Raw genomic sequence first — 26,986 nt, forward strand, 5'->3', positions numbered from 1 at the left:
CACGGGTTTGCGCTCGCCGCGAACAGCGCTAACCTGCCAATTCCCATTCGCCAGTGATCCTGCCCCATGCCATTGCGCCAGCGCCTTGAAAACCTGCCGGTCGGCCAAAAGCTGTTGGCCGCCCTGCTGGTTCTGCTGACCACCGTTCTATTGGTCGCTAACCTGACCTTCATCAGTGCCGCCTATTACATCTCTCAGGAAGCGATGGCCCCCCAGGCGTTGCAGACCATCGGCCGCCTGATCAGCAACCCTGGCCTCTCCGAGCAGGCGCTGTCCTCGCCCTACAACGCGCAAGCCTTGCTTAAAGAGCTGAAAAACTACGGCCCCCTGCGCGCTGCGGCCGTTTACGACAGCACCGGCGAGCGACTGGCTCAAGTGCAGCAAGGCGACAAACTGCGTCTGCCGGACCATTACCGCAACATGGAAAGCTGGCGCATCACCGAGTTTCGCAATACCCAGGTGATCTCGATTCCCAAGCCAGGCCAGGCGCCAGGCCATCTGTTGCTGGTGGCCAGCAGCGAACTGCCCACAGCGTTCTACACCGGCACGCTGACGGCGAGTCTGGGCATTCTGATTTTCAGCGTCCTGCTGTGGGCGGGTGTGGCCCGGCAGATTCGCCGCTTCATCACCGAACCGATCTATCAACTGGAAGAACTATCGCGCCGAGTCACGCGCGAAGAGAACTACGCCCTGCGCGCAGGCCCTGGTAATCGGGACGAAATCGGCTCCCTCGCCGAGGCCTTCAACACGATGCTGTCGCGCATGGAAGCCCGCGAGCAGCAGCTCAAGCGCGCTCGCGATGAATCTCAGGAAGCTTACGATCAAGCTCAAGGGCTGGCGGAAGAAACCCGTCACACCAACCGCAAGTTGGAACTGGAAGTGCAGGTTCGCAGCAAGATCGAGAAAAAGCTCACCGGTTTTCAGAATTATCTGAACAGCATCATCGACTCCATGCCTTCGGCGCTGATCGCACTGGACGAACAGTTGTACGTGACCCAGTGGAACCAGGAAGCGGGCGCCCTCTCCGGCACGCCACTGGACGAGGCTTTGAACCAGCCGATATTCCTCGCGTTCCCGCCGATGAAGGCGTTCCTGCCGCAGATCAAGCAGACCGTCGAGAAGCACACCGTCACCAAGATCGAGCGCGTGACGTGGGTCAAAGACGACCTCACCCGCCACTTCGCCCTGACCTTCTACCCGCTGACCGGCGGCGCCGGGCGTGGTGTGGTGATCCGCATCGACGACATCACCCAGCGCCTGTCGCTGGAGGACATGATGGTGCAGTCGGAAAAAATGCTCTCGGTCGGTGGTCTGGCTGCAGGCATGGCCCACGAAATCAACAACCCGCTTGGCGCGATCATGCACAACGTGCAGAACATACGACGCCGCTTGTCCCCTGAGCTGCCGAAGAACCTGGAACAGGCCGAACAGGAAGGCATCGAACTGGCGGCGGTGAATCAATACCTCAGCGCGCGGGAAGTGCCGCAATTGCTCGACGGCATTCAACAAGCCGGTGGGCGGGCGGCGAAGATCGTCAGCCACATGCTCAGTTTCAGCCGCCGCAGCAACCGACAGATGGCGCCGTGCGATCTCCCCGCGCTGATCGATCAGGCAGTAGAAATCGCCAGCAACGACTTCGATCTGACCATCGGCTTCGACTTCAAGGGCCAGAACATCCTGCGCCAGTTCGATGCGAAACTCGGCCCCGTCCCCGGCACGGCCAACGAACTGGAACAAGTGCTGCTCAATCTGCTGAAAAACGCCGCGCAAGCCATTCACATGCGAGACCACGACGCCGATCCGGGGCGCATCATTCTGCGCACCCGGCTGAACCCGCCGTGGGCGGAAATTCAGGTGGAGGACAACGGCATCGGCATGCCCGAGAACGTGCGCAAACGCATCTTCGAGCCGTTCTTCACCACCAAGGAAGTCGGTCAGGGCACCGGGCTGGGCCTGTCTGTCTCGTATTTCATCATCACCAACAACCACAAAGGCCAGATGGAGGTGCATTCCACCGTCGGCCAGGGCACCTGTTTCACGCTTCGTCTGCCGCTGGCAGGCAATCCGATGAACGTGCCTGCCCCGCAAGTCATTGGTCAAAACGACCGGGAGTAAAACGATGGGATTTCGCTTGTCGAAAATTTACACACGCACTGGCGACAAGGGCGAAACCGGCTTGGGCGATGGCCGCCGCGTACCCAAGGACCATCCGCGAGTCGAGGCCATTGGCGAAGTCGATACGCTGAACAGCCAGTTGGGTTTGCTGCTGGCGGGGCTTGAAGGGTTGGCCCATTCAGTGCCTGCGATGCAGGACGTCATCGATGTACTGGCGCCGTGTCAGCACCGGTTGTTCGACTTGGGTGGCGAGTTAGCAATGCCCGAGTATCAGGCGCTGAATGCGGCCGAACTCGAGCGGCTGGAAGCGGCGATTGATGAGTGGAACGAAGAAGTGGGACCGCTGGAGAATTTCATCCTGCCCGGTGGTTCTACGTTGATTGCCCAAGCCCATGTTTGCCGCAGCCTGGCGCGCAGTGCAGAACGCCGCTGTCAGCACCTCAATGCGATCGAGCCGCTGGCTGGCGTGGGGTTGGCGTACATCAATCGCCTGTCGGATCTGCTGTTTGTTGCCGCACGAATCATCGCACGCAGGCAGGGTGTGGCGGAGATTTTGTGGGAGGCAGCGAAGAAGCCGGAGTGACCACAAATAACAATTCGATGGGGTTAACCTGTGGGAGCCGGCTTGCTGGCGAATGCGGTGTGTCTGCTGCCTATCTGCAACTGACCCGACGCATTCGCCAGCAAGTCGGCTCCTAGGCGATCATCGTTGCAATCAAACCCCGTGTGGCCAGAACGCGCGGATTCCGGCCACGCCCTGCGCGCCGTTTTCCCACGCCTGTTCCCGCTGCGCGGGCCCTACCCCGCCCAACAGATAGACCGGCTTGCTGAACCCGTCTATCATCGCCCGCGCCTGCTCCCAGCCCAACGGCGTGGCATCCGGGTGCGTCTGGGTCGGTTGAACCGGTGACAGGGTGACGAAATCCACACCCATCTGCTCAGCCAAGGACAGTTCTTCAGCGCTATGGCAAGACGCCGCCAACCAGCGCTCTTCCGGGAAAGGACGGCCTTTGCTGGCGTACTTGTGCAGTTGCTCGCTGGTCAGGTGCCAACCCGCAGCCGGAAAGTCGCCCAGCCACTCCAGCGGGCCTTTGAGCATCAACTGCGCCTTGCCTGCGCACAAGCCTACCGCATCCACCGCGATGTCGCGGTATTTAGGGTCGTATCCGTTCGGCGCGCGTAGCTGAATCAGCTTGATGCCACCGGCAATGGCCTTCTGCATGCCTTGCAGCAACTGCGGCGTGTCGAGGCCATCCGGAGTGATCAGGTACTCACCCGGCAGCCGTGCGGCGGCCACGATCGGCTTGTTCGCCGCAGGGAATTCATACCCGGCCAGCTCTTTGTTGGACACCCAGGCCAGTGGCTGCCCCTCGGCGCCATGGGGCTCGCCAGTAAAAGACGAAACTTCCCAGACATCCAGTAACACCTGCTTGTCGGGGTAGTCGTGTTTGATCTTGATCAGGGGCCGCGCCTTGGTGACCGTAATGCCCAGTTCTTCCTTCAACTCGCGGGACAATCCCGCTTCGACGGTTTCGTCGGGCTCGACCTTGCCACCGGGAAACTCCCATAAGCCGCCCTGATGCTGCGTGTCAGCGCGCCGGGCAATGAGAATCTTGCCGTCGGCGCCACGGATGACGGCGGCGGCTACATGGATGCGTTTCACGTTCGGTATTCCTCAGAATCGGCATCGAATACAAATCTATGGTTCGACGCGTATCACTGTGGGAGCCGGCTTGCTGGCGAAAGCGACCTGTCAGTCAACTCATTCGTCACTGACTCACCGCATTCGCCAGCAAGCCGGCTCCCACAAGAACAGTGTCCAACCAAAGACACTCGACACACGATCCAATCAGGTGCGGTATTCCGCGTTGATCTTCACGTACTCGTGGGACAGGTCGGTGGTCCAGATGGTTTCGCTGCACTCACCACGGCCCAGTTCGATGCGAATGGTGATTTCTTCCTTGGCCATCACTGCCGAGCCTTGCTCTTCGGTGTAGGTCGTCGCGCGAGCGCCCTTGCTGGCGATGCACACGCCGCTCAGAAACACGTCGATCTTGCTCACGTCCAGATCCGGCACGCCAGCACGGCCCACAGCGGCCAGAATACGGCCCCAGTTCGGGTCGGAAGCGAACAGTGCGGTCTTGATCAGTGGCGAATGGGCGACGGTGTAGCCAACGTCCAGACACTCCTGGTGAGTGCCGCCGCCGTTGACTTCAACAGTCACGAACTTGGTGGCGCCTTCGCCGTCACGCACGATGGCTTGCGCCACGTCCATGCAGACTTCGAACACGGCCTTTTTCAGCGCATCGAACAGCGGGCCTTTGGCTTCGGTGACTTCCGGCAGGTTGGCCTGGCCGGTCGCAACGAGCATGCAGCAGTCGTTGGTCGAGGTGTCGCCATCAATGGTGATGCGGTTGAACGACTTGTTGGCACCGTCGCGGATCAGGTCCTGCAACACGCTCTGGGAGACTTTAGCGTCGGTGGCGATGTAGCCGAGCATGGTCGCCATGTTCGGACGAATCATGCCCGCGCCCTTGCTGATGCCGGTCACGGTGACAGTCACGCCATCGATCTGGAACTGACGGCTCGCGCCTTTTGGCAGGGTGTCGGTGGTCATGATGCCGGTGGCCGCAGCCGCCCAGTTATCCACAGACAGGTCGTCCAACGCGGCTTGCAGGGCGCCTTCGATCTTTTCCACAGGCAGCGGCTCACCGATCACCCCGGTGGAGAACGGCAGAATGGCGCTGGCGTCGACGCCAGTCAGCTCAGCCAGCTTGGCAGTGGTGCGCTCGGCGGCACGCAAGCCCGGCTCACCGGTGCCCGCGTTGGCGTTACCGGTGTTGGTCAACAGGTAGCGAACAGTGCCGCCCACGCGCTGCTTGGACAGGATCACCGGAGCGGCGCAAAACGCGTTCAGGGTGAACACGCCTGCAACGCTGGAGCCTTCGGCGCAGCGCATGACCACAACGTCCTTACGCCCTGGGCGCTTGATACCGGCAGAGGCGATGCCGAGTTCAAAACCGGGAACCGGGTGCAGCGTCGGCAGAGGACCAAGACCAACAGCCATGAAATGCGCTCCTTGAATAGCCAGGCCGACGGGCAGTGCCACGACGGCGCGAATGATTGAAAAACGCCGCGACGGCTAGGCCAGTCGCGGCGTGGGATTACGGTGATGCTACAGCCGGATTGTTACTCAGGAAATCTGGCCATGGCAGTGTTTGAATTTCTTGCCCGAACCGCACCAGCACAATTCGTTACGACCCAGTTTCTGGTCGTTGCGAACCGGCGACATAGCGGTGGCAGCCGCGACGGCGACGTCATCGCCCTCTTCTGCCAGCGCGGTCGGCTGATCCAGACCTGGCGCTTCGGCGTGCTGGAACTGCATGCGCTGAGCCAGCTCTTCGGCTTCGCGACGCAGACGCGCTTCCTCTTCGGCCGGATCTTCGCGGCGCACCTGAACGTGAGACAGCACACGAATGGTGTCGCGCTTGATCGAATCCAGCAGTTCCTGGAACAGCGTGAAGGACTCGCGCTTGTATTCCTGTTTCGGGTTCTTCTGAGCGTAGCCGCGCAGGTGAATACCGTGACGCAAGTGGTCCATGGTCGACAGGTGGTCTTTCCACAGGTCGTCCAGCACGCGCAGCAGAATCTGTTTCTCGAAGGTGCGCAACGCTTCGGCGCTCGCCTGATCTTCCTTCTCGTTGTAAGCCGACAGGATGGCTTCCAGCAGTTTCGGACGCAGGTTTTCTTCGTGCAGATGGTCATCTTCGTCCAGCCACTGCTGAATCGGCAGTTTCACGCCGAAGTCGCTGTTCAGCGCCGCTTCCAGACCCGCCACGTCCCACTGCTCTGGCAGCGACTGTGGCGGAATGTGCGCGGTGATGGTGGCATCGAGGACCTCTTCGCGGAATTCGGCAATGGTGTCACCAATATTCGCCGCAGCCAGCAGGCTGTTGCGCATGTGGTAGATCACTTTACGCTGTTCGTTGGAGACGTCGTCGAACTCCAGCAGTTGCTTACGAATGTCGAAGTTGCGGCCTTCAACCTTGCGCTGGGCCTTCTCGATGGCATTGGTCACCATTCGGTGCTCGATCGCCTCACCGGACTGCATGCCCAGCGCTTTCATGAAATTCTTCACCCGGTCAGAGGCGAAAATGCGCATCAGGCTGTCTTCCAGCGACAGGTAGAAACGGCTCGAACCGGTGTCGCCCTGACGACCGGCGCGACCACGCAACTGGTTGTCGATACGACGGGATTCGTGGCGCTCGGAGGCGATCACATGCAGACCACCGGCCTGGATCACTTGCTGATGACGCTTCTGCCAATCGGCCTTGATCTGGGCGATCTGCTCTGGCGTCGGATCTTCGAGGCTCGCGACTTCCACTTCCCAGTTACCGCCCAACAGGATGTCGGTACCACGACCGGCCATGTTGGTGGCGATGGTCAGGGCGCCCGGACGACCGGCCTGCGCGATGATCTCGGCTTCTTTTTCGTGGAACTTGGCGTTCAGGACCTTGTGATCGATACCTTCCTTTTTGAGCAGGTTGGACATGTGCTCGGAGGTTTCGATGGTCGCGGTACCCACCAGCACCGGACGCTGCTCGGCCAGGCAGGCCTTGATGTCAGTGATGATCGCTGCGTATTTCTCGTCAGCGGTCAGGTACACCAGGTCGTTGAAGTCTTTACGCGCCAACGGCTTGTTCGGCGGAATGACCATCACGGCCAGTGCGTAGATCTGGTGGAATTCGAACGCTTCGGTGTCCGCCGTACCGGTCATGCCAGACAGCTTGTTGTACAGACGGAAGTAGTTCTGGAACGTTGTCGATGCCAGCGTCTGGCTCTCGGCCTGAATGTTCAGGTGCTCTTTGGCTTCGATCGCCTGGTGCAGGCCTTCCGACAGACGACGACCCGGCATGGTGCGGCCGGTGTGTTCGTCGACCAGCATGATGCCGCCATCCTGAACGATGTATTCAACGTTGCGATGGAACAGCTTGTGCGCACGCAGACCGGCGTAAACGTGAGTCAGCAGGCCCAGGTTGTGCGCCGAATACAGGCTCTCGCCTTCGGCCAGCAGACCGACCTGGGTCAGCATCTCTTCGATGAACTGGTGACCGGCCTCGTTCAGTTCCACCTGACGGGATTTCTCGTCGATGGTGAAGTGGCCCTGTTTGGTCACCTGGCCTTCCACTTCCTCGATGTGTTGTTCGAGTTTGGGGATCAGCTTGTTGATTTCGGTGTACAGCTTGGAGCTGTCTTCGGCCTGGCCGGAAATGATCAGCGGGGTACGGGCTTCGTCGATGAGGATGGAGTCCACTTCGTCGATCACGGCGAAGTTCAGCTCGCGTTGGAATTTGTCTTCCAGGCTGAACGCCATGTTGTCGCGCAGGTAGTCGAAGCCGAATTCGTTGTTAGTGCCGTAGGTGATATCGGAGTTATACGCAGCACGCTTTTCTTCAGGCGGCTGGAACGGCGTGACGACGCCGACGGTCAGGCCGAGGAACTCATACAACGGACGCATCCAGTTGGCGTCACGACGGGCCAGGTAGTCGTTCACGGTCACCACATGCACGCCCTTGCCAGACAGCGCGTTGAGGTACACCGCCAGGGTGGCTACCAGGGTTTTACCTTCACCGGTACGCATTTCGGCGATCATGCCTTCGTGCAGCGTCATGCCGCCGATCAGCTGAACGTCGAAGTGACGCATTCCCATGATGCGTTTACCCGCTTCACGGCAGACCGCGAAGGCTTCAGGCAGGAGCTTATCGAGGGTCTCACCTTTGGCGATACGGGCCTTGAACTCTTCGGTCTTGGCGCGCAGCTGCTCGTCCGAAAGGGCCACCATTTGCTCTTCGAAGCCATTGACGATCTGGACCGTCTTGAGCATGCGCTTCACTTCGCGCTCGTTCTTGCTTCCGAAAAGTTTTTTTAACAAAGGTGCAAACATATCGACAGGATCTTCCACACATAGGAATGGAGGGCGGCCCCGTGAGTCGCCCGTGCAGCCCTCATGGCCGCATGCGAACGAGCATTCTACCCGGAAATGGTGGTGAGGAAAGTGGCGTTATTCCACGATGCTGGCACTGCAATGTTACGGGGCAGAAGTACAATAGGGGCATTTCTTCGGACTTCAACCCGTACAGGCATCAGATTACATAAAGTTTTCTTCATAATCGCCCGGCTCACGGCACACCACACCGGTGCCGAGAATGGCAGACACGCATTCTGGTAACATCGTGAACTTGTATCGAAAGGCAACCTGACATGGCATTCCGGCCCCTCTCGGCTCGCGCCCCCTCTGTTTTTCTGCGTGATGCGAGACCACTCAAAGCCATTTTCAATCACGCTCAACGGCTGGCTCACTTGCAGCGATTGCTGGAAAGTCAGTTGCAACCGGCTGCGCGGGAACATTGCCATGTGGCTTCGTGGCGGGAAGGTACGCTGGTGCTGGTGGTGACCGACGGGCACTGGGCCACGCGATTGCGCTATCAGCAGAAACGGTTGCAGCGGCAGTTGGTAGCGTTCAGGGAATTTGCCAACCTGACTCGGCTGTCGTTGAAGGTCCAACCGTCAATCACGCGCGGCGCCGTGCCGGGTCAGCCAAGGGATCTTTCGCCTGTGGCGGCTGAGGCGTTGAACGAAGCGGCTGAAGGGATCACTGATCCGAAGTTGCGGGCGGCGCTGGAGCGATTGGCGGCGCATGGGAAGGTCAAGAACGCGTGACCCCGAGTAAGCAAAAGCCTTTACTCCCGGCTTGTTCCAACTTCTTTGGGGCTTGCGTTTCGGCCAGCGCCCAGGTCACGCTCTGCGGCGTCTGAATAGAGAACGTCCCAAGATCAACGGCAGTCGTAGTTGCAGCGGCACCGCTACCTGATTGCCAATCCAAATAAAAAAGGCCACCCGAAGGTGGCCTGAAATATTCAAACTAAGAAGAAGAGGTGTGGTTACACCGCCGCTACAGGGCGCATGTATGAGATCGGTGCAGTACTGGCATCTTCGAATGTCACGACTTCAAACGCATCTGGCTGTGCGATCAACGCACGCAGCAGACGGTTGTTCAGACCGTGTCCAGACTTGAAGCCCTGGTACTCGCCGATCAAGCTGTTACCCAGCAGATACAGGTCACCGATGGCATCCAGGATCTTGTGTTTGACGAATTCGTCTTCATAGCGAAGACCGTCTTCGTTCAATACGCCGTCCTTGTCCACGACGATCGCGTTTTCGACGCTGCCGCCCAGAGCAAGGTTGTGCTTGCGCAGGTACTCGATGTCTTTCATGAAACCGAAAGTACGCGCACGGCTCACTTCTTTCACGAAGGAAGTGCTGGAGAAGTCGACGCTCGCGGTTTGTGTGCGGTTCTTCAGGTACGGGTGATCGAAATCTATTTCGAAGCTCACCTTGAAACCTTCGAACGGCACGAACTTGGCGTATTTGCCGTCTTCTTCCACGCAGACTTCTTTCAGAATGCGAATGAATTTCTTCGGTGCGTCCTGTTCTTCCAGGCCAGCTGACTGAATCAGGAATACGAAGGGACCTGCGCTGCCGTCCATGATCGGAACTTCGGAGGCAGAGAGTTCAACGTAGGCGTTATCGATGCCAAGGCCAGCCATGGCCGACAGCAAGTGTTCAACCGTATCGACCTTCACATCGCCGTTGAACAGCGTTGTGGAAAGCGTGGTGTCGCCCACATTCAGCGCGTGTGCGTTGATCTGGACAACCGGCTCAAGGTCGGTACGGAAAAACACAATGCCAGCGTTCACAGGTGCAGGTTTGAGGGTCAGGTAAACCTTTTCCCCCGAGTGCAGGCCGATACCTGTGGCACGGATAATATTCTTCAGGGTGCGTTGTTTAATCATGGCATTGGCCGCTTCAGCGCATATCGCGAATTAGTATCAACAAAGGCTGGCGATGATAGCAGACCTGGCCTTTGCTGAACACCAATCACCCTTATACCCCTGATAGAACTCATCAATCGGCCTGACGACGCAGGAAAGCTGGAATGTCCAGGTAATCCAGATCGTCTTGCGGATTCATTTTTGCCGCTGCCGTGGCGCCTGCGTGAGCCTGATTGCGCATCACGGTAGGACGGTCCAGATCGCGGTAATTCACCGACGGCTGCTCCTGGCGAACGGCTTGTTGCTGCACGGGAGCGGCTTGAGCGGTTTGCATGGTGTTGTCGATAACCTTCACAGGCTTCTCGATTTTTGCACCCAGGCCGGTGGCAACCACGGTCACGTGCAACTCGTCGCGCATGTCCGGATCGATAACGGTACCGACCTTGACCATCGCGTGCTCGGAGGCGAACGCTTCGATGATGCTACCCACGTCGGAGTACTCACCCAGAGAAAGGTCAGGACCGGCAGTGATGTTGACCAGAATGCCGCGAGCACCTTGCAGGTTCACGTCTTCCAGCAGCGGGTTGCGAATGGCCGCTTCGGTGGCCTCACGCGCACGGTTCGGACCGCTGGCCGCGCCGGTGCCCATCATCGCCATGCCCATTTCGGACATCACGGTGCGTACGTCGGCGAAGTCGACGTTGATCATGCCAGGACGCTTGATGATGTCGGAGATACCGCGAACGGCACCGGCCAGTACATCGTCAGCCTTGGCGAAAGCCGACAAGAGGCTTGCGTCTTTGCCCAGGATGGTCAGCAGCTTCTCGTTGGGGATGGTGATCAACGAGTCGACGCTTTCGGACAGCGCGCGGATGCCTTCGTCGGCGATCTGCATACGCTTGCGGCCTTCGAACGGGAACGGACGGGTCACGACCGCAACGGTCAGAATGCCCAGTTCCTTGGCCACCTCGGCGATGATCGGCGCTGCACCGGTACCGGTACCGCCACCCATGCCGGTGGTGATGAAGACCATGTTGGTGCCCTGCAGCACTTCCGCAATGCGCTCACGATCTTCCAGCGCAGCCTGACGACCCACTTCAGGGTTGGCACCGGCACCCAGACCTTTGGTCACGCCAGTGCCCAATTGCAGAATGGTGCGTGCGCCAATGTTTTTCAGGGCTTGAGCATCGGTGTTGGCGCAGATGAACTCAACGCCTTCGATGTTGCTCTTGACCATGTGATTGACCGCGTTGCCGCCGCCACCACCGACACCGATAACTTTGATTACCGGGCTTTGTGGGATGTTGTCTACGAGCTCGAACATGTTCCCTCTCCTTCACTTCTCTAGTTTTTTATCGCCTACTGCCGCCTACCACTTTTTGAAACTTAGAAATTCCCCTGGACCCAGCGCTTGAGACGCTCAAACACGGGTGCCTTAGGTTCATCGCTATAACTGCTACTGGAGCCGGTCAGGCCGGACAGCGAGATGCCGTCAGACTGCTTTTGCAGTCCGTAGAGCAACAGGCCGACACCAGTGGAGTAGATCGGGTTGCGAACGACGTCCGCGAGCCCTTTGATGTTGTGCGGAGTACCCAGGCGAACCGGCATGTGGAAGATTTCTTCCGCCAGCTCCACCGCGCCTTCCATTTTCGACGTGCCACCGGTCAGCACGATGCCGGCCGGAATCAGGTCCTCGTAACCGCTGCGACGCAGTTCGGCCTGAATCAGGGTGAACAGCTCGTCATAGCGCGGCTCGACCACCTCGGCCAGCGCCTGACGGGACAGTTCGCGAGGTGGACGGTCGCCCACGCTCGGCACTTTGATGGTTTCACCGGCACCGGCCAGCTTGGCCAGCGCACAGGCGTAACGGATTTTGATTTCTTCGGCGTACTGGGTCGGGGTACGCAGCGCCATGGCGATGTCGTTGGTCACTTGATCACCGGCAATCGGGATCACGGCGGTGTGACGAATCGCGCCTTCGGTGAAGATCGCGATGTCAGTGGTGCCGCCACCGATGTCCACCAGACACACGCCCAGTTCTTTCTCATCGTCCGTCAGGACCGAATAGGCCGAGGCCAGTTGCTCCAGGATGATGTCGTCGACTTCCAGACCACAGCGGCGTACGCACTTCTCGATGTTCTGCGCAGCGTTCACCGCACAGGTCACGACGTGAACCTTGGCTTCAAGACGCACGCCCGACATGCCCAGTGGCTCACGAACGCCTTCCTGGTTATCGATCACGTAATCCTGCGGCAGGGTGTGCAGCACGCGCTGGTCAGCCGGGATCGCGACCGCCTGAGCCGCGTCCAGTACGCGCTCAAGGTCCGCAGAGCTCACTTCGCGGTCACGAATCGCCACGATGCCGTGGGAATTCAGGCTGCGAATGTGATTACCGGCCACACCGACGAACGCCGAGTGGATGCGGCAACCCGCCATCAACTGCGCTTCTTCGACAGCGCGTTGAATCGACTGCACGGTCGACTCGATGTTGACCACCACGCCCTTCTTCAGACCGCGTGACGGGTGGGTGCCGATACCGACGATTTCCAGCGTGCCATCAGCCGCGACTTCGCCTACCAGCGCCACCACCTTGGAGGTGCCGATATCCAATCCGACGATCATTTTGCCGCTTTGCACGTTTGCCATGGGTCCTGCCTCTTATCAATTCTTCGCGACGGCGGGTTTGTCCGTCGTTGGCGCTACTGCCTGCTCACGCCACCCAACAGCCAAGCCGTTGTTGTAGCGCAGGTCTACTCGCGCAATGTTCGTGATCTGTTCTTTAAGCGTTTTTTCGTAGATGGCGATAAAGCGGCGCATCTTCTCCACCAGATGATCACGCCCCAGCAGCAACTCCAGACCGGGGCCTGCGCTGTTTGCGCCGGTGGTGAGGAACCAACTGCCTCGCTCGCGCAATTCCAGACGAGCGATGGAGAAGCCCAGCGGGCGCAACATCTGGCTCAGCACCTGGTACTGCTGCATCACCTGCTGTTGGGCCCGTTGAGGCCCGAACAACTGCGGAAGGTGTTCGTAGTTGGACAGTTCACGCGGGGTGAAGGCCTGCCCCTGATTGTTCAGCAGGGCTTCGTCGCCCCAACGCGCAACCGGCAATTGTTCTTCCAGACGGATCACTACCTGATCCGGCCAGACACGGCGGACTTCGGCGTGGGCAATCCACGGCATCTGCTCAAGCTCGGTACGCATGCCAGCCAGGTCGATGTTGAAGAAACTGGTCGCTACGTAAGGCGCGATACGCTGCTGAACGGCCTGCTGGCTGATGTAGCTCAGGTCGCCCTGAACGTTGATCCGCGAGATCGGCCGATCAGCATAAGGCAGCAGACGCTGGGCCGCTTCGTAAGTGCCGAAACCGAATACCACCAGCAACACGGGCCACATCAGGCTGCGCAGGAAACCGAAATTCGGTTTAGGCATTCGCGCCGACAGCGGCTCTTTGGCCACCATGCGACTGGCACCCCGCGGCACCGGCTTGCGACCACCGGAAACGGGTTGTTGATGACGTACCGTTGCGCCGAGCATGACTTACCCCCGCACCTGGACACTGTCGGCCAGAATTGCCAACACCAACTGTTTGAAATCGAGCCCCGCCGCGTTCGCCGCCATGGGCACCAGACTGTGATCGGTCATACCGGGCACGGTGTTGACTTCCAGCAACCAGAATTTGCCGTCGGCGTCCTGCATGACATCCGTGCGCGCCCAACCGGCAACCCCCACGGCTTCGCAGGCGCGAGCGGTCAGCGCCTTGAGTTCCTGTTCCTTGCTTGCATCGAGGCCACATGGAATCCGGTACTGGGTATCGGAAGCCAGGTACTTGGCGTCGTAGTCGTAAAAACTGTGAGGAGTGCCCAGACCGATGGGGGGCAGGATTTGCCCACGCAGGGACGCGACCGTGAACTCCGGACCTTGAATCCATTGTTCGACCAACACGTGCGAATCGTAGGTACTGGCGGCATTCCATGCGGCGATCAATTCGTCGACGCTGGTCACCTTGGCCATACCGATACTGGAGCCTTCATGGGCGGGTTTGACGATCAAAGGAAAGCCCAGTTCCGTCGCCGCAGAAATACAGTCGGCTTCGCTGTTCAGCACGGCATGACGCGGTGTCGGCAAGCCCAGGCTCTGCCAGACCTGCTTGGTGCGCAGCTTGTCCATCGCCAGTGCAGAGGCCAGTACACCACTGCCGGTGTAAGGAATGCCCAGGCACTCCAACAGGCCCTGCATGGTGCCGTCTTCACCGCCACGGCCATGCAGAACGATGAACGCACGGTCGATGGTTTCGCTGGCCAGTCGATGCAGCAAGTCATCGCCCACGTCGATCCCGAAGGCATCCACGCCCCCGCTCAACAGCGCTTCAAGCACTGCATTGCCGGATTTCAGGGACACCTCCCGCTCCGCGCTCTTGCCACCGAAGAGCACGGCCACGCGACCGAAGCTTTTCGGCTCGGCGGTCGAGAGCAGGGAGACTGGCGCAACGGCTGTCATTTCAGCTTACCTTCGGTAGAAGCCACGATGGCGCCCGTGAACAATGGGCTCCTGAGCAGTTGTGGTGCGAGACCGCCGATGTCACCGGCGCCCTGGCACAGCAGGATGTCGCCTGCACGCAGCAAGGGTTTGACCAGCGGCGCCAACTCGACGCCACGTTCGATATAGATCGGGTCCAGTTGCCCACGCTGACGAATGCTGTGGGCCAGTTGACGGCTGTCCGCACCCGGAATCGGCTCTTCGCCCGCCGGGTAGACTTCCATCAACAGCAACACGTTGGCGTCGTTGAGCACTTGCACGAAATCGTCGTACAGATCGCGGGTTCGGCTGTAACGGTGCGGCTGGTACACCATCACCAGACGACGATCCGGCCAGCCACCGCGCACGGCATTGATGACCGCTGCGACTTCACGCGGGTGGTGACCGTAGTCGTCAACCAACATCACGTTGCCGCCTTCGACCGGCAGCTCGCCATAGACTTGGAAGCGACGGCCCACGCCCTGGAAGCCCGACAAGCCCTGAACGATGGCTTCGTCGGTGATGCCTTCATCCGTCGCGATGGCGATGGTCGCCAGCGAGTTGAGCACGTTGTGGTTGCCCGGCATGTTTACCGACACGTCCAGCGGCTCTCGGTCGCGGCGCAGCACGGTGAAATGGGTACGCATGCCTTCCTGGCGCACATTGATGGCGCGCACGTCAGCATTTTCATTGAAGCCGTAGGTCACCACCGGACGCTTGACCGCTGGCAGGATGTCGCGCACCACAGGATCGTCGGTGCACACCACCGCCAAACCGTAGAACGGCAGGTTGTGCAGGAATTCGACGAAGGTTTTCTTCAGTTTGTTGAAGTCCCCTTCGTAGGTTGCCATGTGATCGGCGTCGATGTTGGTGACAACCGCCACCAGCGGCTGCAGGTGCAGGAAGCTGGCGTCACTTTCGTCAGCTTCAGCGATCAAGTAACGGCTGGTGCCGAGCTGGGCGTTGGTGCCCGCGGCGTTCAGACGGCCGCCGATCACGAAGGTCGGGTCCAGGCCACCCGCCGCGAACACCGAAGCGATCAGGCTGGTGGTGGTGGTCTTGCCGTGAGTTCCGGCCACCGCGATGCCGTGACGATAGCGCATCAGCTCGGCCAGCATCTCGGCGCGTGGCACCACCGGAATGCGACGTTCAAGGGCCGTCGCCACTTCCGGGTTGGAAGTGTTCACGGCACTGGAGACCACCAGCACGTCAGCGGCAGCAGCGTTCTCGGCGCGGTGACCAATGAAAATCCGGGCGCCGAACGATTCCAGACGCTCAGTCACAGGCGATGCCTTGAGGTCGGAACCGGATACGTCATAGCCCAGGTTCAGCAACACCTCTGCAATCCCGCACATGCCCACACCGCCGATCCCGACGAAGTGGATGCGACGGATACGGCGCATTTCCGGTTGTGGCATCGCGCGTTGATTCTCAACCATGGACCACCTCCAGGCAGACATCGACGACGGTGTTGGTGGCATCCGGCTTGGCCAGTTGGCGGGCCGTGGTAGCCATGCGCTTCAATTGCTCGGGTTGCATCAAAACCTCTTTCAGGCGAGCCGCCATTTCGGCTGCGCCAGTTGTCTTTTGTGGCATCACGAAGGCAGCGCCTTCACGGGCCAGATATTCGGCATTGCGCGACTGGTGGTCGTCGATCGCATGGGGCAGCGGCACCAGCAACGACGGCAACCCAGCGGCGGCCAGTTCACTGATGGTCAACGCGCCTGCGCGGCACACCACCAGATCCGCCCAGCCATAGGCCTGGGCCATGTCCTTGATGAAGGGGGCAACCTGTGCCTCGACACCCGCCGCGCGGTAACGCTCGGCGGTGATTTCATCGTGATTCTTGCCCGCCTGATGGAACACTTCAGGACGGACCTCGACCGGCACTTGAGCCAGCGCTTCGGGCAGCAATTTATTCAGCGGCTCAGCGCCAAGGCTTCCGCCCAGTACCAGCAGCCTTGGCTTGCGTCCTTCCAGTGCCTGACGCGGCGTTTCGAAGAACAGCTCGGCACGCACCGGGTTACCGGTGGTGCGGCGTTTGGCCGATGCGGCGAAAGTCTGCGGAAAAGCTTCGCACACACGCGATGCGAACGAGGCCAGACTGCGGTTGGCAGTACCGGCGACGGCGTTCTGCTCATGAATGATCAACGGCACGCCCGCCAGCTTCGCGGCCAGGCCACCGGGGCCGGTCACATAACCACCGAAGCCGACGACGCAGACGGGCTTGAGTTCACGCACGACCTTGCGCGCCTGCATCAGCGCCTTGAGCAACATGAACGGCGCCTTGAGCAAGGACAGCCGCCCTTTTCCGCGCAGCCCGGTCACGTTGATCAAGTGCAATTGCAACCCGGCTGCCGGGACCAGTTCGTTTTCAATGCCCCGCGGCGTGCCCAGCCAGTGCACGGTGTAGCCACGCGCCTGGAATTCACGGGCGCAGGCCAGCGCCGGGAACACGTGCCCGCCGGTGCCGCCTGCCATGATCAACACATTACCGACGGCCATGATTCGGCTCCTCGGCGAAATCGCTCTCGTTGAACTCGGCTTCTTCACTGCCCATGTTGTTGCGTGACTCCCACTCGATACGCAGCAACAGACCCAGACTGGCGCAGCAGATAATCAACGAACTGCCGCCGTAACTGAGGAACGGCAGGGTCAGGCCCTTGGTCGGCAACAGACCGACGTTCACACCGATGTTGATCAGGAACTGACCGATCCACAGGAACGCCAGACCGTAAGCGGTGTAAGCGGCAAAGAATTGCTTGGCACGCTCGGCCCACATGCCGATGTACATCGCACGAATACTGACGAACATGAACAGCGCAACGGTCGCCAGCGAACCCACAACGCCCAGTTCCTCGGCCAGTACCGAGAACACGAAGTCGGTGTGCGCTTCCGGCAGGTAGAACTGCTTCTGCACGCTGTTGCCCAGACCGACGCCGAACCATTCACCACGACCGAAAGCGATCAGTGCCTGGGTCAATTGGTAGCCGGAGCCGAATTGATCGGACCAAGGGTCAGTGAAAGTGATCAGACGCGCCATCCGATACGGCTGCGCCTGTACGAGCACGAACACCGCACCGACAGCCAAAGCGACCATCAGCGAGAAGCGGAACAGGCCGACTCCTCCGAGGAACAGCATTGCCGCCGCCGCCCCCATCATCACGACGGTGGCACCGAAGTCAGGCTCCATCAGCAACAGACCTGCCATCGGCAGCAGCACGATGAACGGCTTGAAGAAGCCCATCCAGCTTTCGCGCACCTCCGTCTGGCGACGAATCAGGTAACCGGCGAGGAAGATCACCACGAACACCTTGGCGATTTCCGATGGCTGTACGTTGAACATGCCGAAGCCAATCCAGCGCATCGAACCGTTCACCTCGCGCCCGATACCGGGCACGATCACCAGCACCAGCAAACCGAAGGCGCCGATCAGCATCAGCCAGCCCAGACGTTGCCAGGTCGACACCGGAATCATCATGGTGGCCACGCAAGCCGCCAGCCCCAACACCAGATAAATCAAGTGGCGGGTCATCATGTACAACGCGTTGCCCGACTGTACGGCAGCCACTTCCGAAGATGCGGAAGTGATCATCACCAGGCCCAGACCCAGCAAGGCCAGACAGCCCGCCAGCATCGGGAAATCGAGGTCCACGCCACGACCGCTGATGATCGGCGACGGGTAAGGCTTGATCACGCCAAAGATCATGACAAGTCCCCCGCCGCCTGTGCGAACAGACGTCCGCGTTCTTCGAAATTCTTGAACATGTCCAGGCTCGCGCAGGCAGGAGACAGCAACACGGCATCCCCTTCCTGAGCCACTTCGGCCGCACGTTGTACGGCCTCTTCCAATGTTTTGACGCGAATCAACGGCACCGAATCGCCAAAGGTCTCGGCGAGCAGCTCAGCATCGCGTCCCAGCAGGACCACTGCACGGCAGTGAGTCGCGACCGGCGTTTTCAGCGCAGAGAAATCAGCGCCTTTACCATCGCCGCCCGCAATCAGCACCAGCTTGCCGTTGATGTCAGCTCCCAGACCTTCAATGGCGGCCAGTGCGGCCCCCACGTTAGTGGCCTTGGAGTCGTCGTAATAGTTGACGCCGTGACGCTCGCGCACCCACTGGCAGCGATGCACCAGGCCACCGAAGCGACGCAATGCGTCGAGCATCGGCTCGAACGCCAGCCCTGCCGCATGCCCCAGCGCCAATGCAGCCAGCGCGTTGGCCTGATTGTGCGCGCCACGGATTTTCAGCTCGCTCGCAGGCATCAGCTTTTCGAACTGGAACGCCAGGTACTTCTCGCCGTCCTCTTCCCGCAGGCCGAAACCATTGATGTCCGGCTTGTTCAGGCCAAAGGTCCAGCACGGCACGCCTTCACCGATCAAAGGCCGTGACAGGGCATCCTGGCGGTTGACCACCACCTGCCGCGCCCCCCGAAAAATCCGGTGTTTGGCCAAGTGGTAAGCCGGCAGGCCGCTGTAGCGGTCCATATGGTCTTCGCTGACGTTGAGCACGGTGGCCACTTCGGCGCCGAGGTGATCGGTGGTTTCCAACTGGAAGCTCGACAGCTCCATGACGTACAGCTCGACGTCGTCGCTGAGCAGATCCAGCGCAGGCGTGCCAAGGTTGCCGCCGACCGCGACGCGCTTGCCCGCCGCAGCGGCCATTTCACCGACCAGCGTGGTCACGGTGCTTTTCGCGTTGGAGCCGCTGATGGCGATGATCGGCGCCTTCGCGTTACGCGCGAACAGCTCGATGTCGCCAGACAGCTTCACGCCACGGGCTGCAGCCTGCTGCAACGCGGGTGTCGCCAGCGCCAGCCCGGGGCTCACGTACAGTTCATCGGCACGGCAGAGGAATTCGACGTCCAGCTCACCACAACGCACTTCCACCTGCGGGTAGTCACGACGCAAGGTCGCCAGTTCCGGAGGGTTCTCCCGCGTATCGGCCACGGCAAACGCCACGCCCCGGTTCGCCAGGAAGCGAACCAGGGACATGCCGCTCTTGCCGAGGCCGACAACGATGCGGAAGTGGTCAGAAGCGATCAGTGACACTCTGTCTTACCTCAGTTTCAACGTGGCAAGGCCGATCAGCACGAGAATCACGGTGATGATCCAGAAACGGACGATCACGCGCGGCTCGGGCCAGCCCTTGAGTTCAAAGTGGTGATGGATCGGCGCCATGCGGAAAACGCGGCGGCCGGTCAATTTAAAGGATGCGACCTGAATGACGACTGACAGGGTCTCCATCACGAACACGCCGCCCATGATGAACAGAACGATTTCCTGACGAACGATGACCGCGATGGTGCCCAGCGCAGCGCCCAGCGCCAATGCACCAACGTCGCCCATGAAGACTTGAGCCGGGTAAGTGTTGAACCAGAGGAAGCCCAGACCGGCACCGATCAGTGCACCGCAGAACACGATCAGTTCGCCCGCGCCCGGCACGTAAGGAATCAGCAGGTATTCGGCGAACTTTACGTTACCGGACAGGTAGCAGAAGATGCCCAACGCACCACCGACCATGACCGTCGGCATGATGGCCAGGCCATCCAGACCGTCAGTCAGGTTGACCGCGTTGCTTGAGCCGACGATCACGAAGTAGGTCAGGATCACGAAGCCTGCGCCCAGCGGGATGCTGAAGTCTTTGAGCATCGGGATCAGCAGCGTGGTTTCGACCGGCGTCTGCGCAGTCATATAAAGGAAGATTGCGGCACCCAGACCGAAGACCGACTGCCAGAAATACTTCCAGCGGCTTGGCAAGCCTCTTGAGTTTTTCTCGATGACCTTGCGGTAATCGTCGACCCAGCCGATGCCGCCGAACAGCAGCGTGACGATCAGCACGACCCACACGTAACGGTTGGTCAGATCGGCCCACAGCAGGGTGGAAACCCCGATAGCGGAAAGAATCAAAGCGCCACCCATGGTCGGGGTGCCGGATTTGGACAGGTGGGATTGAGGACCGTCGTTGCGGACGGATTGGCCGATCTGCTTGTTCTGCAGGGCACGAATCATCCAGGGACCGAAGCACAGCGAGAGCGACAATGCAGTGAGCACGCCAAGAATCCCGCGCAGGGTCAGGTACTGGAAGACCGCGAAGCCTTTATAGAACTGTTGCAGATACTCGGCCAGCAGCAGCAGCATTAATGTTTCTCCAAGCTGACTCCACACAGAGCCGCGACGACGTTTTCCATCGCGGCACTGCGAGAACCTTTGATCAAAATGGTGGTGTTTTTATCTTGCTCAGCGCCCAGCGCCTCGATCAGGTCGGCCTGACTGGCAAAATGGCGGGCATCCTGCCCGAAAGCCTTGACCGCATGGGCCATCAGCGGACCGACGGCATACAGCGCGTCGACCTTGCCCGCAGCATAAGTGCCAACATCACGATGGCCCTGCTCGGCCCAGTCGCCCAACTCGCCGATATCGCCCAGCACCAGCACTTTGCGGCCCGGGAAACTGGTCAAAATGTCAGTGGCTGCCGCCACGGACGTCGGGTTGGCGTTATAAGTGTCGTCGATCACCCGGATGCCGTTGGTCGCCAGTTGCGCAACGGTGCGCCCCTTGACCGGTTGAACATTGTTCAGACCCGCGACAATGCCTGGCAACGAAACGCCCAGCGCGTGAGCGGCAGCCGCCGCAGCCAGTGCGTTCGCTACGTTATGAGCCCCCAGCAGATTCAGTTGCACCTGCGCGGAACCAGCCGGGGTGTGCAGGGTGAAGGCCGGACAGCCACGGGCATCGATACCCAGATCACTGGCGTAGATGTCCGCTTCGCTGCTCTTGACCGAAAAACTCAGAACCTTGCGCGCACCGGCACGGGTCGCCCAGATGTCGAACGCTTTGTCGTCACGGTTCAATACCGCCGTGCCGCGAGCGTCCAGACCTTCGATGATTTCACCCTTGGCCTCGACGATCTTGTCAGGGCCGCCAAACTCACCGACGTGGGCGGTCCCGGCATTGGTCAACACCGACACATGCGGTTTGGTCAGGCTGACGGTCAGCGCGATTTCGCCCACATGGTTGGCGCCCAGTTCGATCACGGCTGCGTCGAACTCCGGCGACAGCGTCAACAACGTCAGCGGTACGCCCAGTTCGTTATTCAGATTGCCTTTGGTCGCCAATACTGAGCCACGTGTGCGCAGTATGCTCGCGAGCATTTCCTTGACCGTGGTCTTGCCGCTGGAACCCGTAATAGCGGCAACCGGCTTGTCGACGAACGCATTGCGATTCATCGCGCCCAATTGGGCCAGCGCCTTGCGGGTATCCCCGACGATCAGTTGTGGCAGGGCACTGCCCGGTACTTCACGCTCGACCAAGGCGCCGACGGCACCTTTGGCCGCGACTTGATCGAGATAATCGTGGCCGTCAAAACGCGGACCGGTGAGCGCCACGAACAACTGCCCTGCGTCGATTGCACGACTGTCGATACTGACGCCGTTGAAACTCACGTCCTCACCCACCCGACGCGCGTCGAGGGGCAACAGCAATTCGCTGAACGAAAGCGGCTTAATCATGTGCAGCCTCCCATGCGTCCAGTGCCTTGGCGGCTTCCTCAAGATCAGAAAACGGATGGCGCTGACCATCGATTTCCTGGTAATCCTCATGCCCCTTACCCGCGAGCACGATCACGTCGGCGGCGTTAGCCTGCGCGATGATTTGCGCAATGGCCTGACCACGACCGGCGACGAACGCGACGTTATCCACAGCGGCGAAACCGGCGCGAATGTCCTCGAAAATGACAGATGGGTCTTCGGTGCGAGGGTTGTCGTCGGTGACCAGCACCTTGTCCGCCAGACGCTCGACCACTTCTGCCATCAACGGACGCTTGCCGCGATCGCGATCACCGCCGCAACCGAACAGGCAGGTCAGTTGACCTTTTGCGTGCGGACGCAGTGCAAGGAGAACCTTTTCCAGCGCATCCGGGGTGTGAGCGTAGTCAACGACCACCAGCGGACGGGCGCCGCCGCCCAGACGCTGCATGCGTCCGACCGGGCCTTCCAGCAACGGCAACACGTTCAGAATCTCGTCCAGCGGGTAGTCCAGCCCCATCAGCGCGCCGACGGCAGCCAACACATTGCTCAGGTTGAAACGCCCCAGCAGGCTGCTGCGCAAGACGTGATCGCCCTGCGGCGTCACCAGTGTGGCGCGCACGCCGTCGTCATCGAACCGCGCGTCGCGGCAGAACAGGTACGCGCTGCTGTCTTCCTGGCTGTACGTGATCAACCGCGACTCGTGAGACTGAGCGGCCAGTTGGCGACCGAACGCATCGTCGATATTGACAACGCGGCAACGCAGGTCATTCCAGGCGAACAACTTGGCCTTGGCCGCGCCGTAAGCTTCCATCGTGCCGTGGTAATCCAGATGATCACGGGACAGGTTGGTCATGACCGCGACGTCGAACGCCAAAGCAGTCACGCGCCCCTGATCCAGGCCATGGGACGAGACTTCCATGGCGATGGCCTTGGCTCCCGCTTTTTTCAGGTCGTAGATCGTCGACTGCACGGAAATCGGATCGGGCGTGGTGTGAATCCCGCTTTTCAACTCGTTATGGAAACCGGTGCCCAAAGTGCCAATCAGGCCGCAACGCTCGCCCAGCAAGTCGAGTGCCTGTGCGATCAACTGGGTGACGCTCGTTTTACCGTTGGTCCCGGTGACGCCGACCATATTCAGGCTGCGACTTGGGTCGCCATAAAAGCGCCCGGCGATGTCCGACAGTTGAGCGCCCAGCGCTTTGACCGGAATCATCGGGATGTCAGTGATCGGCAGCACTTTGGCGCCTTCGACCTCATAAGCCACTGCCGCTGCGCCATGCGCAATGGCGTCAGTGATGTGATCACGACCATCGACCTTCAGACCCGGCACCGCCAAGAACAGGTCGCCCGGGCGCACCTTGCGGCTGTCCAGGGTCAGTTCGCGGATCAACAAATCACGGTCGCTCTGGGCGAAAATCTTGTTCAGGTTAAAGGACATCAGCCGCGCCCTCCTTTAACAGGCACGACCAGCGGCGCCGCGTTGGCTTGCTGTTCAGGTGGAACTGGCGCGAGGTTGTCCGGACGCACGTTCATCAGACGCAACGTGCCCGACATGACTTTGCTGAACACAGGCGCCGACACCAGACCACCGAAATAGCCGCCTTTACTCGGCTCGTCGATCACCACCACGATGGCGTAACGCGGGTTGCTCATCGGGCCGAAGCCTGCGAACAGCGAGCGGTAAGAGTTTTCGGCGTAGCCCTTGGTGCCAACCGACGTCTTACGTGCAGTACCCGACTTGCCCGCCACGTGATACGACGGCACGCGGGCACGATAAACGCCGCGCGGGTCTTCGATCACCGACTGCAGCATGGTCTGCAGGGTTTTGGCAGTGGCTTCCGGAATGGCCTGAGTGGACTCGGCCGGCTTGTCCGTCTTCAGAATCGTCAGCGGAACGATCTTGCCGTTGTTGGCCAGCGCCGAATAGGCGTGAACCAGTTGCAACGCGGTCACCGACAGGCCGTAGCCGTAAGACAGGGTCGCGGTCTCTGCTTTACGCCACTCGCGATAGTTCGGCAGGTTGCCCACGCGCTCGCCCGGGAAGCCCAGGCCGGTATACTGCCCCAGACCCACACGCTGCATGGCGCGGAAGATCGCTTCGCCACCGACATCGAAAGCCACTTTACTCATGCCGACGTTACTGGAGTTGATCAGAATGCCGGTCAAGTCAAGGATCGGGCCTTCAGTCTTGGTCACGTCGCGAATGGTGTATTTGCCGATTTGCAGGGTGCCCGGATACACCTCGACCTTGTCGCTGGGTTTCCAGCGGCCACTGTCCAGGGCTGCGGTCATGGAGATCGGTTTCATGGTCGAGCCCGGCTCGAACACGTCGATGATTGCGCGGTTACGCATCGCCGCAGGTACCATGGTGCGACGGTTGTTCGGGTTGTAGGTTGGCTGATTGACCATCGCCAGCACTTCGCCGGTCTTCACGTCCATGATCACCAGGCTGCCCGCCTTGGCGTCGTTTTCCTGAATCGCGTTGCGCAGCTCGCGGGTTGCCAGATATTGCAGGCGCAGATCAATAGACAAAGCCAAGGTCTTCCCGGCCTTGGCGTTTTTCTTAACTTGCAGGTCTTTGATCAGCCTGCCTCGCCGATCCTTGATGACTTGCCGCTTACCGGGCACCCCGGCGAGCCAGTCATCGTAGGCCAGCTCCACACCTTCCCGACCGTGGTCGTCCAGGTCAGTGAAACCCACCATGTGCGCGGTGACATCACCGGCCGGATAGAAACGACGGAACTCTTCCTTCCCGTAGACGCCCGGCACCTTCAGGTCGAGCACCGACTGCCCCTGTTCCGGCGTCAAGCCACGAACCAGATAAATGAATTCTTTGGAGGCCTGCTCGTTCAGACGATCGGCCAACGCTTTCGGGTCCTGCCCCAGCGCTTGCGCCAACACGCCCCACTTGCTCTTGTCTGCCTGCATTTCGGACGGGTTCGCCCAAATGGTGGTGACCGGCGTACTGACCGCCAGCGGCTCGCCGTTACGGTCGGTGATCAGACCGCGGTGGGCAGGAATCGAAACGGTACGCAGGCTGCGCGCATCGCCCTGCTCGATCAGGAAGCGGTGATCGATAACTTGCAGGTCGACGATGCGATAGGAGATCGCCAACACCATGATCGACAGCAAGCCGACCACGACGCGGAACCGCCACGGATAGAGGGCGCCTTCAAGCTTCATCATGGCGACACCATCCGGATATCGGCAGCGTTCGGGATGTGCATTTTCAACTGGTCAGTGGCCAGTGTTTCGATACGGCTGTGGGCGGTCCAGGTGCTCTGTTCAAGAATCAGACGCCCCCACTCGGCCTGCGCCTTGTCGCGCACGCTGAGTTCGGCATACAGCGAGTTGAGCAACTGGCGGTTCCAGTGGGCGCTGTAGGACACGGCGATGGCCGACACAAGGACAGCGATAAACAACAGCATCATAAAGAAGCTGCCGCCGGGCAGTGGCTTGAAGAAACCGCGACTCACCGGAGTTTCTCCGCAACACGCATCACGGCACTGCGTGAGCGAGGGTTGGCACGGGTTTCTTCGTCGGAGGCGAATTGCGCCTTGCCGATCAGTTTGATGCGTGGCTCGAATGCCTGATGACGCACCGGCAGATTGCGCGGCAGATTATCCGCCTCGCCTTTCACCAGCTTGCGCATGAACAGTTTGACAATGCGATCTTCCAACGAGTGGAAGCTGATGACCGCCAGACGACCACCCACTTCCAGCGCCTCAAGAGCGGCGTCGAGGCCAGCTTCCAAGTCACCCAGTTCGTTATTGACGTGAATACGCAGCCCCTGGAAGGCACGCGTCGCCGGATTTTTGCCTTTTTCCCAGGCAGGGTTGGCGACTTTCAGCACTTCAGCCAGGTCACCCGTGCGCTCGAAAGGTTGGGTTTCGCGGCGCGCTGCGACGGCTGCAGCCATGCGCTTGGCGAAACGCTCTTCGCCGTATTCCTTGAACACGCGAGCGATTTCTTCGACAGGTGCGGTGTTGACGAACTCGGCGGCGCTGACACCCCGGGACGGATCCATGCGCATGTCCAGCGGGCCATCATTCATGAAACTGAAGCCGCGCTCAGGGTCGTCAAGCTGTGGCGAGGACACACCGAGGTCCAACAGGATACCGCTGATTTTCCCCGCAATCCCGCGCTCCAGAGCCTCGGAGCCCAACTCGGCAAAACTGCGCTGCACAATGACAAAGCGGCCGTCTTCGGCCGCCAGCGCTTGCCCGGTGGCAATCGCTTGAGGATCTTTATCGAATCCGAGAAGTCGACCATCCGGCCCGAGGTTCTGCAATATAAGACGGCTGTGCCCGCCCCGCCCGAACGTGCCATCCAGATAGCAGCCATCAGCGCGCACCGCGAGAGCCTCGACGGCTTCTTCGAGCAGTACGGTGATGTGGGTAAAGCCGCTATTCGTAGTCACAGGATCAAATCACGCAGTTCATCAGGCATCGCGCCCGGTTTTTGAATGGCCGCAAGGTCCGCATCAGCAAGTGCGTTCCAGGCGTCCTCATCCCACAGTTGAAACTTGTTGAGCTGGCCTACCAGCATCACTCGCTTGTCGAGCTTGGCGTACTCGCGCAAACGTGGCGGCACCAGAAAACGTCCACTGCCATCGAGTTCCAGATCCACCGCATTACCGATCAACAACCGCTGCAAGCGACGGTTTTCTTCACGAAATGTCGCGAGCTCACGCAATTTGGCTTCGATCACTTCCCATTCCGGGAGCGGATAGATGCACAAGCATGGGTCGACGGTATCAATGGTCACGATCAATTGGCCGGCGCTACGCGAATCGAGCTCGTCACGGTACCGGCTCGGCATAGCGAGACGGCCCTTTGCGTCGAGATTGATTGCGTTTGCACCACGGAACACAGGCGCTTTCTCCGAATATTATCGTTTTGCGTCCAAAAAACCCACTTCACGCCACTTTCCGCCACTTGCGCACACTATAGGAATCCGCCCACCACACCGTCAAGGCAACTTCTTAAGGAAAAC

The 26,986-nt window shown here is 60.2% G+C and carries 22 protein-coding genes; 3 read left to right on the forward strand and 19 right to left on the reverse strand.

The features are described 5' to 3' along the window. Positions 1 to 66 precede the first annotated feature (66 nt). Positions 67 to 2,115 (forward strand): sensor histidine kinase, encoded by a 2,049-nt coding sequence (locus tag ACI5GA_RS11200; RefSeq protein ID WP_404635787.1) that lies wholly within the window; start codon positions 67 to 69, stop codon positions 2,113 to 2,115. Between the two features lie 4 nt (positions 2,116 to 2,119). Beyond that, positions 2,120 to 2,698, forward strand: a complete 579-nt coding sequence (locus tag ACI5GA_RS11205) for a cob(I)yrinic acid a,c-diamide adenosyltransferase (protein ID WP_404635785.1) — start codon at positions 2,120 to 2,122, stop codon at positions 2,696 to 2,698. 132 nt (positions 2,699 to 2,830) lie between these two features. Here ACI5GA_RS11205 and ACI5GA_RS11210 read toward each other — a convergent pair whose 3' ends face one another. The 3 genes from ACI5GA_RS11210 to secA all read right to left on the reverse strand — a co-directional run bounded on the left by ACI5GA_RS11210 (position 2,831) and on the right by secA (position 8,059). Beyond that, on the reverse strand, positions 2,831 to 3,778 hold the full coding sequence (locus ACI5GA_RS11210) for a Nudix family hydrolase (RefSeq protein WP_421422799.1): 948 nt from the start codon (positions 3,776 to 3,778) through the stop codon (positions 2,831 to 2,833). A 186-nt stretch (positions 3,779 to 3,964) separates the two neighbouring features. Further along, positions 3,965 to 5,182 (reverse strand): bifunctional glutamate N-acetyltransferase/amino-acid acetyltransferase ArgJ, encoded by a 1,218-nt coding sequence (gene argJ / locus ACI5GA_RS11215; RefSeq protein ID WP_421422800.1) that lies wholly within the window; start codon positions 5,180 to 5,182, stop codon positions 3,965 to 3,967. Positions 5,183 to 5,308: 126 nt separating this feature from the next. After that, positions 5,309 to 8,059, reverse strand: a complete 2,751-nt coding sequence (secA, locus tag ACI5GA_RS11220) for a preprotein translocase subunit SecA (RefSeq protein ID WP_404635779.1) — start codon at positions 8,057 to 8,059, stop codon at positions 5,309 to 5,311. A gap of 317 nt (positions 8,060 to 8,376) precedes the next feature. Here secA and ACI5GA_RS11225 point away from each other — a divergent pair, with 317 nt between their 5' ends. Continuing rightward, on the forward strand, positions 8,377 to 8,835 hold the full coding sequence (locus ACI5GA_RS11225) for a DUF721 domain-containing protein (RefSeq protein WP_404635777.1): 459 nt from the start codon (positions 8,377 to 8,379) through the stop codon (positions 8,833 to 8,835). A gap of 221 nt (positions 8,836 to 9,056) precedes the next feature. Here the strand turns inward: ACI5GA_RS11225 and lpxC are convergent, their stop codons facing one another. The 16 genes from lpxC to mraZ all read right to left on the reverse strand — a co-directional run bounded on the left by lpxC (position 9,057) and on the right by mraZ (position 26,863). Next, a complete protein-coding gene (lpxC, locus tag ACI5GA_RS11230; protein ID WP_404635775.1) occupies positions 9,057 to 9,968 on the reverse strand; it encodes a UDP-3-O-acyl-N-acetylglucosamine deacetylase in 912 nt (303 codons plus the stop codon). Positions 9,969 to 10,080: 112 nt separating this feature from the next. Continuing rightward, entirely contained in the window at positions 10,081 to 11,271 is a 1,191-nt protein-coding gene (gene ftsZ / locus ACI5GA_RS11235; RefSeq protein WP_108236923.1) for a cell division protein FtsZ, read from the reverse strand. A 62-nt stretch (positions 11,272 to 11,333) separates the two neighbouring features. After that, positions 11,334 to 12,593 carry a cell division protein FtsA gene (ftsA, locus tag ACI5GA_RS11240; protein WP_404635773.1) on the reverse strand — a complete coding sequence of 420 codons (1,260 nt, stop codon included), beginning with the start codon at positions 12,591 to 12,593 and terminating at the stop codon, positions 11,334 to 11,336. A gap of 15 nt (positions 12,594 to 12,608) precedes the next feature. Next, positions 12,609 to 13,481, reverse strand: a complete 873-nt coding sequence (locus ACI5GA_RS11245; protein WP_404635772.1) for a cell division protein FtsQ/DivIB — start codon at positions 13,479 to 13,481, stop codon at positions 12,609 to 12,611. Between the two features lie 3 nt (positions 13,482 to 13,484). Then, positions 13,485 to 14,444 (reverse strand): D-alanine--D-alanine ligase, encoded by a 960-nt coding sequence (locus ACI5GA_RS11250; protein WP_404635770.1) that lies wholly within the window; start codon positions 14,442 to 14,444, stop codon positions 13,485 to 13,487. Next, positions 14,441 to 15,901, reverse strand: a complete 1,461-nt coding sequence (murC, locus tag ACI5GA_RS11255) for a UDP-N-acetylmuramate--L-alanine ligase (RefSeq protein ID WP_404635768.1) — start codon at positions 15,899 to 15,901, stop codon at positions 14,441 to 14,443. The genes ACI5GA_RS11250 and murC overlap by 4 nt, the downstream gene beginning before the upstream one ends. Then, positions 15,894 to 16,967 carry an undecaprenyldiphospho-muramoylpentapeptide beta-N-acetylglucosaminyltransferase gene (gene murG, locus ACI5GA_RS11260; RefSeq protein ID WP_404635766.1) on the reverse strand — a complete coding sequence of 358 codons (1,074 nt, stop codon included), beginning with the start codon at positions 16,965 to 16,967 and terminating at the stop codon, positions 15,894 to 15,896. Before murG ends, murC begins: the two co-directional genes overlap by 8 nt. Beyond that, complete coding sequence (gene ftsW, locus ACI5GA_RS11265) at positions 16,954 to 18,171, reverse strand: putative lipid II flippase FtsW (RefSeq protein WP_421422801.1); 1,218 nt, start codon at positions 18,169 to 18,171, stop codon at positions 16,954 to 16,956. The genes murG and ftsW overlap by 14 nt, the downstream gene beginning before the upstream one ends. Further along, positions 18,168 to 19,514, reverse strand: a complete 1,347-nt coding sequence (gene murD, locus ACI5GA_RS11270) for a UDP-N-acetylmuramoyl-L-alanine--D-glutamate ligase (RefSeq protein ID WP_404635762.1) — start codon at positions 19,512 to 19,514, stop codon at positions 18,168 to 18,170. Before murD ends, ftsW begins: the two co-directional genes overlap by 4 nt. A 6-nt stretch (positions 19,515 to 19,520) precedes the next feature. Then, positions 19,521 to 20,603 carry a phospho-N-acetylmuramoyl-pentapeptide-transferase gene (gene mraY, locus ACI5GA_RS11275; protein ID WP_404635760.1) on the reverse strand — a complete coding sequence of 361 codons (1,083 nt, stop codon included), beginning with the start codon at positions 20,601 to 20,603 and terminating at the stop codon, positions 19,521 to 19,523. After that, entirely contained in the window at positions 20,603 to 21,973 is a 1,371-nt protein-coding gene (locus ACI5GA_RS11280; RefSeq protein ID WP_404635758.1) for a UDP-N-acetylmuramoyl-tripeptide--D-alanyl-D-alanine ligase, read from the reverse strand. The genes mraY and ACI5GA_RS11280 overlap by 1 nt, the downstream gene beginning before the upstream one ends. After that, complete coding sequence (locus ACI5GA_RS11285) at positions 21,966 to 23,429, reverse strand: UDP-N-acetylmuramoyl-L-alanyl-D-glutamate--2,6-diaminopimelate ligase (RefSeq protein WP_421422802.1); 1,464 nt, start codon at positions 23,427 to 23,429, stop codon at positions 21,966 to 21,968. The genes ACI5GA_RS11280 and ACI5GA_RS11285 overlap by 8 nt, the downstream gene beginning before the upstream one ends. Continuing rightward, complete coding sequence (locus ACI5GA_RS11290) at positions 23,429 to 25,177, reverse strand: peptidoglycan D,D-transpeptidase FtsI family protein (protein ID WP_404635754.1); 1,749 nt, start codon at positions 25,175 to 25,177, stop codon at positions 23,429 to 23,431. The genes ACI5GA_RS11285 and ACI5GA_RS11290 overlap by 1 nt, the downstream gene beginning before the upstream one ends. Further along, the gene (gene ftsL / locus ACI5GA_RS11295) at positions 25,174 to 25,467 is read right to left on the reverse strand and encodes a cell division protein FtsL (protein ID WP_404635752.1); all 294 of its coding nucleotides are present in this window, start codon (positions 25,465 to 25,467) and stop codon (positions 25,174 to 25,176) included. Before ftsL ends, ACI5GA_RS11290 begins: the two co-directional genes overlap by 4 nt. Then, on the reverse strand, positions 25,464 to 26,411 hold the full coding sequence (gene rsmH, locus ACI5GA_RS11300; protein ID WP_404635750.1) for a 16S rRNA (cytosine(1402)-N(4))-methyltransferase RsmH: 948 nt from the start codon (positions 26,409 to 26,411) through the stop codon (positions 25,464 to 25,466). The genes ftsL and rsmH overlap by 4 nt, the downstream gene beginning before the upstream one ends. Beyond that, entirely contained in the window at positions 26,408 to 26,863 is a 456-nt protein-coding gene (gene mraZ / locus ACI5GA_RS11305; RefSeq protein WP_404635748.1) for a division/cell wall cluster transcriptional repressor MraZ, read from the reverse strand. Before mraZ ends, rsmH begins: the two co-directional genes overlap by 4 nt. Positions 26,864 to 26,986 lie beyond the last annotated feature (123 nt).

Source organism: Pseudomonas sp. Pseu.R1 (assembly GCF_045764065.1).
Classification (GTDB): domain Bacteria; phylum Pseudomonadota; class Gammaproteobacteria; order Pseudomonadales; family Pseudomonadaceae; genus Aquipseudomonas.